General features: G+C 33.8%; 8 protein-coding genes. 2 read left to right on the top strand and 6 right to left on the bottom strand.

The features are described 5' to 3' along the window. Positions 1 to 219: 219 nt before the first annotated feature. Both FEZ18_RS14100 and FEZ18_RS14095 read right to left on the bottom strand, forming a co-directional pair. Positions 220 to 1,152 (bottom strand): PorP/SprF family type IX secretion system membrane protein, encoded by a 933-nt coding sequence (locus FEZ18_RS14100; protein WP_153268916.1) that lies wholly within the window; start codon positions 1,150 to 1,152, stop codon positions 220 to 222. Between the two features lie 4 nt (positions 1,153 to 1,156). Further along, the gene (locus FEZ18_RS14095; protein WP_153268915.1) at positions 1,157 to 8,290 is read right to left on the bottom strand and encodes a BspA family leucine-rich repeat surface protein; all 7,134 of its coding nucleotides are present in this window, start codon (positions 8,288 to 8,290) and stop codon (positions 1,157 to 1,159) included. 257 nt (positions 8,291 to 8,547) lie between these two features. Here FEZ18_RS14095 and FEZ18_RS14090 point away from each other — a divergent pair, with 257 nt between their 5' ends. After that, entirely contained in the window at positions 8,548 to 11,184 is a 2,637-nt protein-coding gene (locus FEZ18_RS14090; RefSeq protein WP_153268914.1) for a DEAD/DEAH box helicase family protein, read from the top strand. A 199-nt stretch (positions 11,185 to 11,383) separates the two neighbouring features. After that, positions 11,384 to 12,004, top strand: coding sequence for a MarC family protein (locus FEZ18_RS14085; RefSeq protein WP_153268913.1), 621 nt, complete (start codon positions 11,384 to 11,386; stop codon positions 12,002 to 12,004). 491 nt (positions 12,005 to 12,495) lie between these two features. Here FEZ18_RS14085 and FEZ18_RS14080 read toward each other — a convergent pair whose 3' ends face one another. The 4 genes from FEZ18_RS14080 to FEZ18_RS14065 all read right to left on the bottom strand — a co-directional run bounded on the left by FEZ18_RS14080 (position 12,496) and on the right by FEZ18_RS14065 (position 15,472). Then, complete coding sequence (locus FEZ18_RS14080) at positions 12,496 to 13,128, bottom strand: NAD(P)H-dependent oxidoreductase (protein WP_153268912.1); 633 nt, start codon at positions 13,126 to 13,128, stop codon at positions 12,496 to 12,498. 18 nt (positions 13,129 to 13,146) lie between these two features. Next, positions 13,147 to 13,809 carry an NAD(P)H-binding protein gene (locus FEZ18_RS14075; protein ID WP_153268911.1) on the bottom strand — a complete coding sequence of 221 codons (663 nt, stop codon included), beginning with the start codon at positions 13,807 to 13,809 and terminating at the stop codon, positions 13,147 to 13,149. 1 nt (position 13,810) lies between these two features. Next, positions 13,811 to 14,395, bottom strand: coding sequence for a TetR/AcrR family transcriptional regulator (locus tag FEZ18_RS14070; protein WP_153268910.1), 585 nt, complete (start codon positions 14,393 to 14,395; stop codon positions 13,811 to 13,813). A gap of 174 nt (positions 14,396 to 14,569) precedes the next feature. Then, positions 14,570 to 15,472, bottom strand: coding sequence for a DMT family transporter (locus tag FEZ18_RS14065; RefSeq protein ID WP_153268909.1), 903 nt, complete (start codon positions 15,470 to 15,472; stop codon positions 14,570 to 14,572). Positions 15,473 to 15,735 lie beyond the last annotated feature (263 nt).

Below are 15,735 nucleotides of genomic sequence, written 5' to 3'. Positions count from 1 at the left end.
AAAAAATTAAATTATTAAATCTTTTAATTTTGTGTTAATTTGTTTTACATCTACAGTTTTGTTTTTCCATTGTTTTAAAACAGATAAAGTGTTTATTATAGTTAATTTTTTTTGAGAAGCTTAGAGGAGAAACGACTAATCTTTAAGCGTTCGCAATTGAATCCAGAATAATAATGCGTATTGATTATAAAGTAGTGAATCGATAAGGCTTCAAAGGTTTTAATTGACACGATATCCACTTCCAAATTGATAACTTAAAATAAAACCGTGCGTATTTCCTAAAGGCGAGTCCTTATTCGTTACATTGTAATTATAGATAATACGCACATGATCAAAAAGATAAAGACCTGCTAAAAAATTAACTGAAGAGCTTGTTCTGTAACCCGTTCCAATTTCAAATTTGTTTTTAAAACTCACGGCTACATTTATATCTGCTTGTAGAGGTGCCCCGTCCTCATACTTTAATAAAACATTTGGTTTTATAATAAGCTCTCTAAAACGATTATTAAAAAAGCGATATCCAAAATACCCATAAATGGGATTTTTAAGGTAAGCAATGTCTTCTGAAGCTAAAGCATCACCTAACACATTAGGTGCAGACACGCCAACATAAAATGCAGCGTGATTGAAAAGAAAACTAAGTCCGATGGTAGGTATTGTTGTCGAAATATTTTCAGAAAAATTAGGATCGTCTAAAATGCCTAATTCTAGTAAATTATCTTGATATTGTTGAACTCCAGCAGTTATCCCAAAGGAAAGCACTCCTGGATTATAAACTTGCCAAGCAGGACGGTCGCTTTCAAAATCAAAAAATATTTTATAAGAATAAGCAGCAAAAAATTGGGTTGAGGTGGTAACCCCAATTTCATCTCTTATAATACCCGCACCAACTCCCATTTTGGGGTTGCGAAACGACCCATGACCACTAAATGAAAAAGATTTAGGACTGCCTTCAAACTGATTGAAATGCCCTGAATTACTTAGCGATAATTCTGTGTTTTCAGTTAAACCTGTATAGGCAGAATTTATAATAAAAGGATTGTAATTGTATTCTGAAAATGTCGGAGTTTGTTGAGCAAAACTGGTTTTTACTTTAAACATTGAAATTACTAGCAATATGGCTATGTAAACGGGGTAGTTTTTTTTATTCATATGATTAGCGCTTGAGGACAATAAAACCTCTTAATTTTTTTAAGTTATGAGTACCTTGAACTTTAATATCAAAAAAATAGGTACCGTTTGGTAGTTGTCCAGCACCAAGCTTGGTTAGTTTGTTAGCCGTACCTCTAAATACTCTATCTTGATTGTTATAATTAGAAATTGTAAAGACCAAATCGCCCCACCTGTTGTAAATATTAACAGTGTTTTGCGGACTGTTTTCTATACCTCTTATTTCCCAAAAATCGTTTATACCATCACCATTAGGGGATAAGCCATATTTGGATTCAAGTAAAGGCTCAGTTTCTGTAGTAAAAGATGTAAAATCACAATTAAGTGCGTCACCTTGATTATTATAAGGTGTTACCGAAACATAAATTATAGAGTCGAAGGCGAAGTTATCTAGACCATTGTAAGATGTTGCTAAGCCTACATCTTCATTGTTTAAAATATCTGTTCCGTTTACTGTTGTGCCAATGCTCAATCTATAACCTGTAGCATTGTCAACAGTGTTCCAAGATAAATCTGTATCAATTGGAATATCTGTATCGTTATTTAAAGGATATGTAAGCGTTGTACACTCAGGAATTAAGGTTTCTGTAGTGAAGGATGTTTCAGCACAATTAATAGCATCGCCAATAGAATTAAACGGAATCACACGCACATAAATAGTAGTGTTTTCTGGTAAATTGTTTGTTAAATTGTAACTGGTAACGTTTCCTAAAACTTCATCACTTACCAATTCTGAGCCACCAGCTGTGGTGCCTATGGAAATTCTATAACCGTCTGCATCAGCCACCGCATTCCATGTTATATTGGTGGAGACAGCAACATTTGTGGCATTATTTAAAGGACTTGTTAATGTGGTACAATTTGGAGCGGTTGCTAGAGTTTCTGTAGTAAAACTTTCTTCGGAACAATTTACTGCATCTCCAACCGCATTAAACGGAGTAATTCGAACATAAATAGTGGTGTTTTCTGGAAAATCATTTATTGGATTGTAACTCGTAACATTTCCTAAAACCTCATTATCTACCAGTTCTATTCCGCCAGCAGTTGTGCCGATAGAAATTCTGTATCCGTCTGCATTGGTAATGGCAGTCCAAGTTAAATTAGTACTTACACTAACATTTGTGGCATTATTTAAAGGACTTGTTAATGTGGTGCAATTTGGAACGGTTGCTAAAGTTTCTGTTGTAAAACTTTCTTCGGAACAATTTACTGCATCTCCAACCGCATTAAACGGAGTAATACGAACATAAATGGTGGTGTTTTCTGGAAAATCATTTATTGGATTGTAACTCGTAACATTTCCTAAAACTTCGTTATCTACCAAATCTATTCCGCCAACAGTTGTGCCGATAGAAATTCTGTATCCGTCTGCATTGGTAATGGCAGTCCAAGTTAAATTAGTACTTACACTAACATTTGTGGCATTATTTAAAGGACTTGTTAATGTGGTACAATTTGGAACGGTTGCTAAAGTTTCTGTAGTAAAACTTTCTTCGGAACAATTTACTGCATCTCCAAACGCATTAAACGGAGTAATACGAACATAAATAGTGGTGTTTTCTGGAAAATCATTTATTGGATTGTAACTCGTAACATTTCCTAAAACCTCATTATCTACCAGTTCTATTCCGCCAGAAGTTGTGCCGATAGAAATTCTGTAACCGTCTGCATTGGTAATGGCAGTCCAAGTTAAATTAGTACTTACACTAACATTTGTGGCATTATTTAAAGGGCTTATTAATGTGGTACAATTTGGAGCGGTTGCTAAGGTTTCTGTAGTAAAACTTTCTTCAGTACAACTTACCGCATCTCCAATAGCATTGTAAGGAGTAATCGTTACAAATATTGTTGTGGCCTCTGGTAAATCGCTTACCAAATTATAAGTCGTAGCATTTCCCAAATCGGTTAATGGCAAAATATCATCTCCTCCAGAAGTTGTGCCAATAGTTAAATTATAACCTGTTGTATTTGCTACAGCATTCCATTCAATATTTGTACCAACTGCTACATTAGTTGCGTTATTTAAAGGCATAGTTAATGAGGTACATGCAGGTACAGCGTTTATAAGACTTGTTCCTGTTCTAAAGCTTTCTTCGGCACAACCCATAGCATCACCAATAGCGTTATACGGTATTATGGTTACATAGTAGGTTCGATTGGGTTGCAGGTTAGTAGGAATAACATAGCTTGTATTATTATTTACATCTACATTATTAACTATTTCATTACCTCCTTGTGTAGTTCCTACAATAACAAGATATCCGGTTGCATTAGGTACAGCACTCCAACTAATATTAGTGTCTAAAGGTACGTTAACGCCCCCGTTTAAAGGGTTGGTTAGGTTTGTACAAACAGGAGGCGCAGGTATTAATTCTGTGGTAAAACGCTCTGACGCACATGCTGTTGCTAAACCTTGATCATTAAAAGGTATAATACTCACAAATATATCGGTGTCTTCTGGTAAATCTGTTGGTAAATCGAATATAGTTACGTTACCCACGTTTGTGTTAGGTAAAATATCAGTAGCACCAGCACTTGTTCCTATGCTAAGTTGGTATCCGTCTGCATCTGCAATGGGTTGCCAAGATAAATTGGTGCCCACTGTTACATTGGTAGCATTATTAACAGGCGCAGTAAGCGTAGTGCAATTTGGTACCGTAGCAGCATCGGTTGAAATGCTAAAACTTTCTTCAACACAAGGACCTATGGCATTACCAGTATCGTTAAAAGGAATAAGGGTAACATATACGGTTTCACCGCCAGTGAAGTCTGATGTAAATTCGTAACTAGTATCATTAACCACTTCATTATCTACAATATCGTTTCCGCCAGGACTTGTGCCTACCGTTAATCTGTAACCACGAGCAAATAAGGTAGGATCCCAAGTTAAATTGGTGTTTACAGGTACGTTGGTTGCTCCGTTTAAAGGCGAGACTAATTGGGTGCATGTTGGCAACGGACAATCTAAAATATCATCTGCGATTGTCCATCCAAAATTATCAATCATGGTTTGCCTTTCTTCTAAAGCATCGCAATACAGTAAACCCTCGGCGCCAAGTGTAATATTTGGTGTAAGGGCTTGTTGAGACCAAGCTATAAGAGTATTGTCGTAATTTTCTCTTGTAATTGCAGTTCTGTCTAACATATCTGTCATATCACTTACACCAGATATATCCCAATCCCCAAGATATTGGTTAAAGGCAGAGGCAGTAAAAAGCATAGAATTCATGCTTACTGCGCCAAAACTCCACTGGTTTAAGGGTTGATTAAAGGCCGTAGCATTTCTAAACATATAATTCATATTCTCTACATTAAAAACGCGCCAATTATTAATATTCTGATTAAAATTAGTCGCACCAGAGAACATATTTTGCATGGTTGTTACAGCTCTTACGTTCCAATTACCAATAGCAGCATTAAAGGCTAAGGCCTCTTCAAACATGCTGCGCATGGTGGTAACCGAAGCCACATTCCAAGAATTCATAGTTTGATTAAAAACGGTTGCATTTCTAAACATCTCTTCCATATTGGTCACGTAAGACACATCCCAAGAATCTATAGGTTGATTAAAGGCTGTAGCACCTCTAAACATTTCTTGCATGGTTAAAGCTTCTCTGGTATTCCAATTGTTTAAAGGCTGGTTATAAGCCACAGCCTCTTTAAACAGGGCTTCCATTTGGGTCACCACACCAACATTCCAAGCGTTTATATTTTGATTAAATACCGTTGCACCTTCAAACATGGACTCCATTAGTGTTACAGAAGACACATCCCAATTATCTAGGGGTTGATTAAAAGCTATGGCATCTTCAAACATTGAGGACATATTGGCTACGGCACTCACATTCCAAGAATTTAAAGGTTGATTGAAACTAGAGGCCCTTCTGAACATTCTAGACATATTTACTACTGAGTTTACATCCCAATTATTTAATGGCTCATTAAAGGCCGTAGCATTAAAGAACATGCTTTGCATAAATATAACGTTTGTGACATTCCAAGAATTTATGTTTTGATTAAATACCGAAGCGGCTTGAAACATTCTTCCCATGTTGGTTACAGATGATACGTCCCAATTATTTAAAGGTTGATTAAAGCTATCTGCATCTTCAAACATACTATTCATGGTGGTTACATTGGCAGTATTCCATGTGTTTAGAGGCTGATTAAAACTTGTAGAGCTTTTAAACATTTCACTCATATCGGTCACGTTACTAACATCCCACATACCAATTGGTTGATTAAAAGCCATACTTAAGATCAAACCCGTAAACATTTTACTCATATCGGTTACGTTACTAACATCCCAATTATTTAGCGGTTGATTGTAAACTAAAGCACGGTCAAACATACTTGCCATATTGGTGACATTACTTACATTCCAGTTATTAATGTTTTGATTAAACACAGAAGCACTCTCAAACATACGCGACATATCTGTAACATTTGCAGTATTCCAATTGTCTAAGGGTTGATTAAAAGCAGTAGCAGCTAAAAACATGTCAGACATGTTAGTCACGTTACTTACATTCCAACTATTTAGGGGTTGATTAAATAGTCTTGCACCAATAAACATTCTATACATATTGGTAACACTACTTACGTCCCAATTATCTATATTGTTGTTAAATAAAAGACAATTTGAAAACATGCCAGACATGTTAGTTACATTGGCTAAGTTTGGAACATCAGTTGTGTTATACACCATATTTTCACAATAATAAAATGCATTTGCCATAGATTCCCAAACTTGCGTACCCCATTGATCCATCGAAATTAATTTTAAATTATCTCTATTTGAAGATCCATAATAATGTGCAGGATAATTACCAATAATAGAGATGGTATATATACCAGGTACAGCGTAAGTATGCGTAATGGGGTTGGACACATTGTTGTTAAATTGATCGTCTCCCCAATCGACAGAGAAATTATATGTTAAACCAGATAACAACTCTAACCTAATTTGATTTGCAGCACTAGAGTTTGTATCAAGGTTACGGGTATCTATGGTAAATTTAAAGGCATCAGGACTATTTACCCAACTCTCAACAACTGTAAAACTTTCCTCTACACAATTAACTGCAGGTTCATTACTACTATTATAAGGCACAATGGTAACGAAAACTTGATCTCCGGCTACCAAAAGATCGGCACCTAAGGGAGTTTCTAGGTTAAGAGCCGTGTTATTTCCAACATCAAAATCGTTAAACGGAATGGACTCTATACCACCTCTAATTATTCTTACAGTAACACGGTATCCTGCGGCATTAGGTGTAGTTTGCCAAACCAGATTCGCACTAGCAGGCACATTGGTGTCACCATTTAAAGGCGAAACTAAATTGGTACAAAGCACAAAAGAACAATTTATAATATCTCCTGCAAAAGACCAATTATTACTGTCTATTAGTTGTTGTCTGGCAAAACGACCATCGCAATATTGTAAATTAGTTGCCCCTAAAGTAATATTGTTATTTACGGTTTGGGTGGCCCAACCGATTAATGTATCGTCATAATTAGTTTGTGAAAGTCCTGAGTTAGAAAGCATGTTTATCATATTATTAGCATTGCTAATATTGAAGTTTCCGAGGTTTTGATCAAAACTGCTCGCTGAATTAAACATAGCGCTAAAATTTGTAACATTGGTAGTGTCCCAATTGTTAAGGGGTTGATTAAATACAGGGGTTTCGTTAAACATGTTACGCATATTGGTGACATTACTAACATTCCAGGTGTTAAGCGGCTGGTTAAACGCCAAAGCGCGATCAAACATATAAGACATGTTTACCACATTACTAACGTTCCAAGTATTTAGAGGTTGGTTAAATACAGTGGCTTGATTAAACATATAAGCCATGTTAGTTACATTAGTAACAACCCAAGAGCTAATATCTTGATTGAAAACAGGAGTTTGTTGAAACATTCCCGACATATTGGTAACACTACTTACATCCCAAGAACTTATATCTTGGTTGAAAGCTGAATTTTCTCTAAACATATTACGCATATCGGTAACCTTACTAACATCCCAATTATTAAGTGGTTGATTATAGATAGCATCCCATAACCAACCATCAAACATACTTGCCATATTGGTAACATTGCTTACATCCCAATTATTTAAAGGGTGATTGTAAGTTCTGTGTCTGTGAAACATTTCACGCATATTGGTTACTGATGAAACATTCCAAATTTCAATAGGATGGTTAAATAATGATTCTCTAAACATGGCAGACATGTTGGTCACATTATTTACGTTCCAATTTGCTATGGGCTGATTGAAGCCAGAACCTTGAAACATGCTAGACATATTTGTAACCTGAGTTACAACCCAATTGTTTAATGGATTATTAAAATTACCAGTATACCTAAAGGCTCCATACATATTGGTAACTTGGCTTACATCCCAATTATTTATATTTTGATTGAAATCATTTGCTTCAGAAAATGTGTATTCTAAAGTGGTCACAGAGGCGGTGTTCCAATTATCTAGAGGTTCATTAAAGCGTCTAGCTTGATGAAATGTGTACGACATATCAGTCACATTAATGGTATTCCAACTCTCTAAAGGTCTGTTAAAGATTCCTGCTTCAGCAAAAAGACCAGAAATATCGGTAATGGTGCTCACATCCCAATTGTTTAGAATACCATTAAAAGAGGTACAGCCTCTAAACATATTTCTTAAAGAAGTAACTTGAGATAAATCTGGAGAATTAATCGCATCAAAATTTAAGTTTTCGCAACCATAAAAGGCATTTTCCATACTTTGCCATTGTATGGTAGTGCCCCAACTTAAAATTTCTGTAATTTTTAAACGATCTCCATCATTGTTAAAATAAATGGCGGGAAAAGTACCGGTAATAGTTATGGTATAAATACCTGGAGTGGTATAAGTATGGGTAATGTTGCCCGTTACATTGCTATCTATATTCGTGTCTCCCCAATCTACAGTGTAGTTATAAGTAAAAGCAGGATTAGTTGGGATGGTAATTTGATTATTTCCAGAAGAACCAGTACTTAGATTAGTTGTATTCCATCTAGACTCAAACCCCGCTTGTGCATAAAGAGAAGTACTTATAAATAAAAATAGGAGAATAAATAATTGTAATAGTTTTTTCATATTATTCGATTGGGATTATGCTTTTGTGAAAATAACTAAAAAAAATTACTTATGAGACTCCACGAAGGGAGTGATGGTAGTTTTTTTTATAAATTTTAATAAAAATTCATTATTTCTAACCAAATGATCTTTATTTGATAATTTGATTGCTTTTATTGTATAAATATCGCAATAAAAACAGAACAAAATACAATGTAAATTTCATCAATTTTATTACTTTCGTTCACTACAAAACAGCGTATTAAACACCATCCATTTTGCTCACATCTTTAAACGATTTAAAATTTATTTATCCCTGGCGTAGTTATCAATCAGAACTTTTAAAACATTTTGATAGTCATATCTCAGATGATCACTTTCATGTTATCGCACCTCCAGGCTCGGGAAAAACCATTTTAGGCATAGAAATTATAAGAAAAGTAGGTAAAAAAACGCTAGTACTTGCTCCAACATTAACCATTAGGAATCAATGGGAAAATCGCTTACAAAATTTTTTCACCAATGCCTCTAGTTTTAGGGCTTATTCATTCGATTTACGAACACCTAACGATATTACATTCTCTACTTACCAATCGCTCTATGCTTTTTATAAAACTTTTGAAGATAAAAGTGAGTATTTTCAGTTCTTTAAAAAGCACAAAATTGAAACTTTAGTTTTAGACGAGGCACACCATTTAAAAAACGCTTGGTGGACTTGTTTAATGGAATTAAAACGCGATAGTAAATTTTACATTGTGGCTCTTACTGCAACACCGCCATACGATAATACTAGTGTAGAGGTTTCAAAATATTTCACCCTTTGTGGTGAGGTTGACGACGAAATTGCAGTGCCAGATTTGGTGAGGGAAAGGGATCTGTGTCCGCATCAAGATTTTGTGTATTTCTCTAAACCCGAAGCCTTAGCGATTGATTTTATTGTTGATTTTAGAAGAAATATTGCCCATTTTAAAGATGCATTGTTAGAAGATGAGTCTTTTATTTCATTTTTACAAGAACACCGTTTTTATAATCATCCCAATAGTCATTTAGATGAACTTTACGCCAATACCGAATATTTTTCGGCGATACTGATTTTTCTGAATGCTTGTGGATTTAAAATTGAGCATGAAAAATTAAAGGTTTTAGGTTTCAGAAAAAAGGATACGATTCAGTTTCCTGAGCTTGATTTAAAGTGGTTGGGTATTTTATTTCAAAACCTTTTGGTTTCAGACCGCAAACAATTATTGAGTCAAGAGGATTATCTTTCTCAATTGGAAAAACGCTTAAAACGACTGCATGTTTTTGAACGGAATACCATCGATTTTATTGGCGAAAACCGACTCTATAAATCACTATCCAACAGCCCAAGTAAACTAAAAAGCATTGTAAGTATTGTTAATGCAGAGCGGAAAAACTTAAAAGAAGCTTTAAGATGTGTAATTCTTACGGATTATATTCGTAAAGAATTTTTAAATATTAAGGCTGAAACAGTAGAAGACATCAATAAAATAGGGGTGCTTCCCATTTTTCAATTTATAAGACAATCTTGTGAAAAACCAGAAGAGTTAGCTGTACTTACAGGAAGTATGGTTATTATTCATCAATCTGTTTTAAATGCTTTTGAAGCCCTTGAAACTCTCGAAAATTTTTCATTTGCACCCATACAAATAGATACTTCGTTTTTATTGGTTCAATCAAAAAGTACATCAAAATCGTCTATAGTAAGTATCTTCACTCAACTATTTGAGGCGGGGTATATTAAAGTTTTGGTAGGCACTAAATCTCTGTTGGGCGAAGGCTGGGATGCGCCGTCGATTAACAGTTTAATTTTAGCCTCTTTTATAGGATCGTTTGTATCCTCTAATCAAATGCGAGGCAGAGCCATTCGAAAAGATGCAGATTCGCCTAATAAAACAGGAAATATTTGGCATTTAGCCTGTTTAGACCCTACAACTTTAGATGGAAGCCAAGAAGTAGATACCTTAAAACGACGATTTGAAGCTTTTGTAGGCCTTACAAATAGTAATATTCCCTTTATTTGCAATGGGTTTGAGCGTTTAAACATCCCTGAAGAAATCCCTGTAGAAAGCCTCCAAACTTTAAACACCAATACAATAAAACGCGCCACAAACCGCAGTTTAATTACCCAAAAATGGGATAAGGCGATAGAGAAGGGCGCTAGACTCACTAAAGAAGTTAAATGGTTACACAAGGGAACAAAACCCTTTAAAAAGCAAAAGCAAATTTATTATTTTGATGCGCTACGGTTTTTTGTAATAGAATTGTTTTTTGCCGTAGTGTTATTCAATATCGAATTCATTGCGACTCGTTTTAATCTTATTTTTCAGCAGGGTGTTTTTTATGTCATAAAGGCTTTTATCGTGGCGTTTTTAGTTACTTTTGGATATAAATTTTATAAGGCTTTTAAACTTTATATACGTTATGGCTATCTCTATAAAAAAATAAAAAAAATGGGGCTTGCCATTTTAGATACTTTAGATGCCTTGGGTTATATAACTTCTAATAGAAACGGTATTACTGTAAGATCTCATTTAGAGGGAAAAGGATATGTAGTTTGTAACTTGAATGGTGCCAACGCCTTAGAAAACACATTGTTTACCAAAGCATTAAGCGATCTTCTAGAACCTTTAGAATCTCCCAGATATTTAATTATAAAAACCAACCTGTTTAGAAAACGTTTGGATATCGAGAATTTCTATCCAGTACCCGAGTTATTTGGTGATAACAAACAAAATGCTTTAGTATTTCAAAAATATTGGAGAGCCTATTTGGGCAGAAGTAAATTACTATTTACAAGAAGTACTGAAGGAAGAAAACTACTTTTAAAAGCGCGATTATCTCATATTTACAATGCCTTTACAGAAGTAACAAAAGAGAGTATAATTTGGAAGTAAACTCTTAAAAATCAATAGTGTTAATATTTGTCTTTATCAGCAAAAAAATGAAATTACTAGTTAGAAACCTTTAAGTTATAAAAATATAAGCTTGTAAAAAAACAGTTTTATTGAAATCAATTAAAACTATTTTTAAAATTATAAATTACTTTAAATAAAAGAGGTAATTTTGCATTTTAAAACAATTATATTGCAATAAATGGATAACCTAATCACCTTTTCAATTACAGTATTTACAGGATTTTTTGCTATAACTAATCCCATATCAAACATGACTGTTTTTGTATCCTTAACACAAGGTCTAAATAAAGAGGTTAAGAATAATATAAACAAAAGATCTAACATTATTGCCTTTATAATTGTGACGGTGTTTGTGTTATTAGGAAAGTTTATTTTTGAATTATTTAATATTAGTATTCCGGCATTTAAAATCACCGGAGGTATCTTAATATTTTTTATTGGATTTGAAATGTTACAATCCAAACCATCTACTGTTAAAAGAATAAAAAACGTTGATATTGATGAAGACATTGCGGTTTCTCCTTTAGCCATCCCAATTTTGGCGGGTCCAGGAACTATTGTTACAGCCATGAATTTTGTGGCCAAAGTGGAAACCATAGAAATCATGTTGGTAATTGGAATATTCGGATTTATGAGTATTTTATCATACTACACCTTTAAATTGAGTAATGTTATTGTTAAAATAGTGGGTAATAACGTTATCTCGGTAATTGGAAAAATAATGGGATTAATAATTGCTATTATTGGCACGGGAATGGTAATTAATGGTATTAAACTTTCTTTTAATTTAATGTCTTAATACCTGTTTTAAATTGAAAACCATAACGCTTCAAGGATAATGTGAATAGATTTTTATGATTTAAAAACATTAATGTCCGACAAAAGACATAAGACCGCTTCGCTAATAGACATAAGAACCAAGACTTGATTCTAACTAACTGATAAACAGAAGTGCTTTAATTAACAAAATAGCTCCTTTAAATCTTAATAATTATTTCAAATAAGCAAGGTGACATTTTAAAAAATGTACAAAGTTCTTTATTTTAAAAGGATTGACAGCATTATAATATTTTTAATCGGACACTAGTGATCTAAAAAGGTTGTTTTAACGACGAAATTATTTAAATATTTAATTCTTTTTACCAAAATATTTTTTCAGCTTAGTTCAAGTCCTAAAATAATGGCCTATTTAAAACAAAAAAGCCTGTAATCGGTTTACTTACAGGCTTTTTCGTAATCAATTATAAACTCCTTTTTCAAGTTTTAGTATCATGTTGTATTCAGCATCAATTATTCAACTACAGTCACTAAATCTTCCATAGGTTTTCTCACCTTAACCAGGTTAACTAACCAATCGTCTTCTTCTTTTCTGTAGCCTAAAGGCAACAAAACAGCGCTGCGTAATCCTTTTTCGCGTAGTCCTAAAATCTCATCTACAGCAGCAGGATCAAAGCCTTCAATTGGTGTTGAATCTACACCCTCAAAAGCTGCAGCGATAATGGCTTGAGACAATGCAATATAGGCTTGTTTTGCCGCATGATTAAAATTTTCTTCGGCATCTTGCTTTGGATACATATCAAGTAACATTTTGCGGTAATTTTCCCAACCTTCGTTCTTAAACCCACGAATCTCGTTTGTTAAATCGAACATATAATTTATGCGCTCTTCTGTGTAGGTATCCCAAGCTGCAAAAACGAGTAGGTGAGAGCAATCTGTGATTACAGATTGATTCCATGCCACTGGTTTAATTTTTTCTTTAATAGCTTGATTTTTAATTACAAAAATTTCAAAAGGCTGCAATCCGCTAGATGTTGGTGCTAAACGTGCCGCTTCTAAAATACGTTCTATTTTATCGTCTGCAACTTTTTTACCATTCATCGCTTTAGCGGCATATCGCCACTTTAATTTGTCTAATAATTCCATCTGTTTTAATTTTAAGTATTAAATATTTGCAATTTTTTTAATGTCGTTCGAAGGGATTATGATGCCCTTACAGTTTTTGGTATTCGCTAAATTTATCATCGCTTGCGCGATGTCTTCCGCATCAATTATCTTGTAGTGTTTTAGGTTACCAATAAATAATGGTTGAATAACTTTAAAGAGAATCAAGCCCATTTTTTCTAGTAATCTGCGTTCTTTTCGTTTACCACCAATTAAGGCAGGTCTTAAAATACAGGTGTTTGGTATATTTTGTTGTAAAATATCACGTTCCATTTCTCCTTTGGTTCTATTGTAAAACACAAGGCTTTTTAAATGAGCTCCCATCGCTGAAATAACCAAGAAAGTAGGAATATTATTTTCTTTTGCAAGTTTTGCCGCTGTTACTGGAATACCGTAATCTATTTGTCTGTAACGATTTTTATCGGGGGTTTTCTTGGCGGTAGTGCCAATACAACAATACACTTCGTGACCAGTAAAATCTACTTTAAAAGCGTCTAGTTTTAAAAGGTTTCCTGTAAACTGACTTACTTTATGGGGTAATCCTTTAATTTTTGAGCGTGAAAATAATTTGATGTGATCGTACCTATCATCTGCAATTAATTTATGAAGAAGAATATTTCCAGTTAAACCAGTTGCTCCTAATATAATGGCTGTTTTTTTCATGCTATTTACAAACTTTTATACTATTCCAAGCCGATTGGTAGGCTTCCTCAATATGTTTTTTGTTTAAAGTAAAGACTTTGCGATTTTGTGAAATCATTAAAAAAGATAGGGGATTTATAGCATAAGCATATAAAATATAATTAGAAATAGGTTTAATAATACCCTCTTCTTTTCCGCGATCCCAAAGGTCGAGTAGGGGTTTTAAGTGTTTAATGCCTTCTTGTCTACAAGTTTCATCTATTATAGGCGTGTTATCACATTGGGCTAAAAACAGGGCGTTTTCACAGTCTTTTAGTTTAAAGTCGGCAATACGCTTCCAGATGGTTTCAAAACCTTCCTTAACGCTTAAGGTTTCATTATAGGTTGCAAAAGCGTAATTGGTGTATTTTGCTTTGACTTCTATGTAGGTCTGATTTACTAAATCTTGTTTATTTTCAAAGTATAAATAAATAGTGGCGGGTGAAACCTTTGCCATTTTAGCGATTTTACTCATGGGTGTGGCGTGGAAACCATTATTGTTTACCAACTCTATGGTGGCTTTTATCAGGGCATTGCGCTTATCGATACTTTTTTGAAGTTTTACCATAATACTAATATTGATTTACAAAGATAGCAAAAAATGAATGTTCATTCTTTTTTAATATGAATAAAATACTTTTTAGAGCTAATTTATTTTATTAGAATGCCATGTGAATCGTTTAAGTATGATTAGAGACTGCGAAGTGTCATTAAAAATAACCAAGTTGGCTAAATTGTAAAATCAATTGGAATACAAAATCAAAAATACACCAAGCATAATGCCAGCTAAAGGAACTAATTTTTTACGCTTATTTTGTTCTTTAAATAGCAAACCACCAATAACAACCGCAATTAAAATCTGACTGCGTTTTATAGCCGATAACAGCATAATTAAGGCATCGGGATCTTGTAGGGCTTTAAAGTAAAAGTAGTCGGCTGCTTGTAATAAGACACCAACCGCTATAATAGACCAACGAAATTTAAACGCCTTTCGTTTTTCGGCATAAGGAAACCAAGTTATACTTAATATGATTAGTAAAATAAGAATGGTATAAAAACAAAACCAAAACTGTAAGGTTTGCGGATTTAAAGTTAAATCCTGAATTAAAAACTTATCGTATAAACCACTTGAAGCACCTAAAAAAGTGGCCCCAATTATGGCAAAAATCCATTTATTACGTTTAAAAATAATACCTTCTTTTTTTCCGATTCTGGAATATAAAAGCACAGAAAAAATAATTAAGAAAAACCCTATCCATTGATACAAATTAGGACTCTCCTTATAAATAACCATGGCACCAATAAAAGTAAAGAATGGACCGGCCGAGCGAATTGGAGTAACGATAGTTATGGGTAAGTGCTTTAAAGCTTGATATGCTAAAACCCACGAACCTGCCATGATAGCAGATTTAATAAAAATAAAACCATGGGTATGCCAAGAAATATTCTGAAAATTATAACCATTTTCTAAGGCGTATTCCGGATAAAATACAGAAATCACATAAAATGTCGCAATAAACAAAAACCCACTAGAAATCGTGCCTAAAAGCACAGGAAAAACCTCATTACCTTGTACGGCATGTTTTTTGCACAGATTGTGTAAACCTAAAAAAAGCGCTGCTAATAAACCCAAATACATCCACATGGCGCGAATATAGTTTTTATGCGTATTTTGGAATAATAATATTTCAGGATTTTTTTTAAACCTTTAAAATATTTCACAACAAGTCAGCACTAATAAAATATTCGTAGTAAATGTTTAATTATTTTATCAAATTAAGATTTTCAAAAAAAAGTTTCAGAGTATGAGCTAGAAGTGATCAATTATGACGTTTAGCGCTACTTTACATCACTTTTACCTGCTTTCTTATCATTTAAATCAATCTTAAAATAAAGTTAATCAATTGA

This window comes from Oceanihabitans sp. IOP_32 (assembly GCF_009498295.1).
Lineage (GTDB): Bacteria > Bacteroidota > Bacteroidia > Flavobacteriales > Flavobacteriaceae > Wocania > Wocania indica.
Note: the sequence above shows the minus strand (reverse complement) of the source record. Positions and strands in the feature narration are given on the sequence as shown.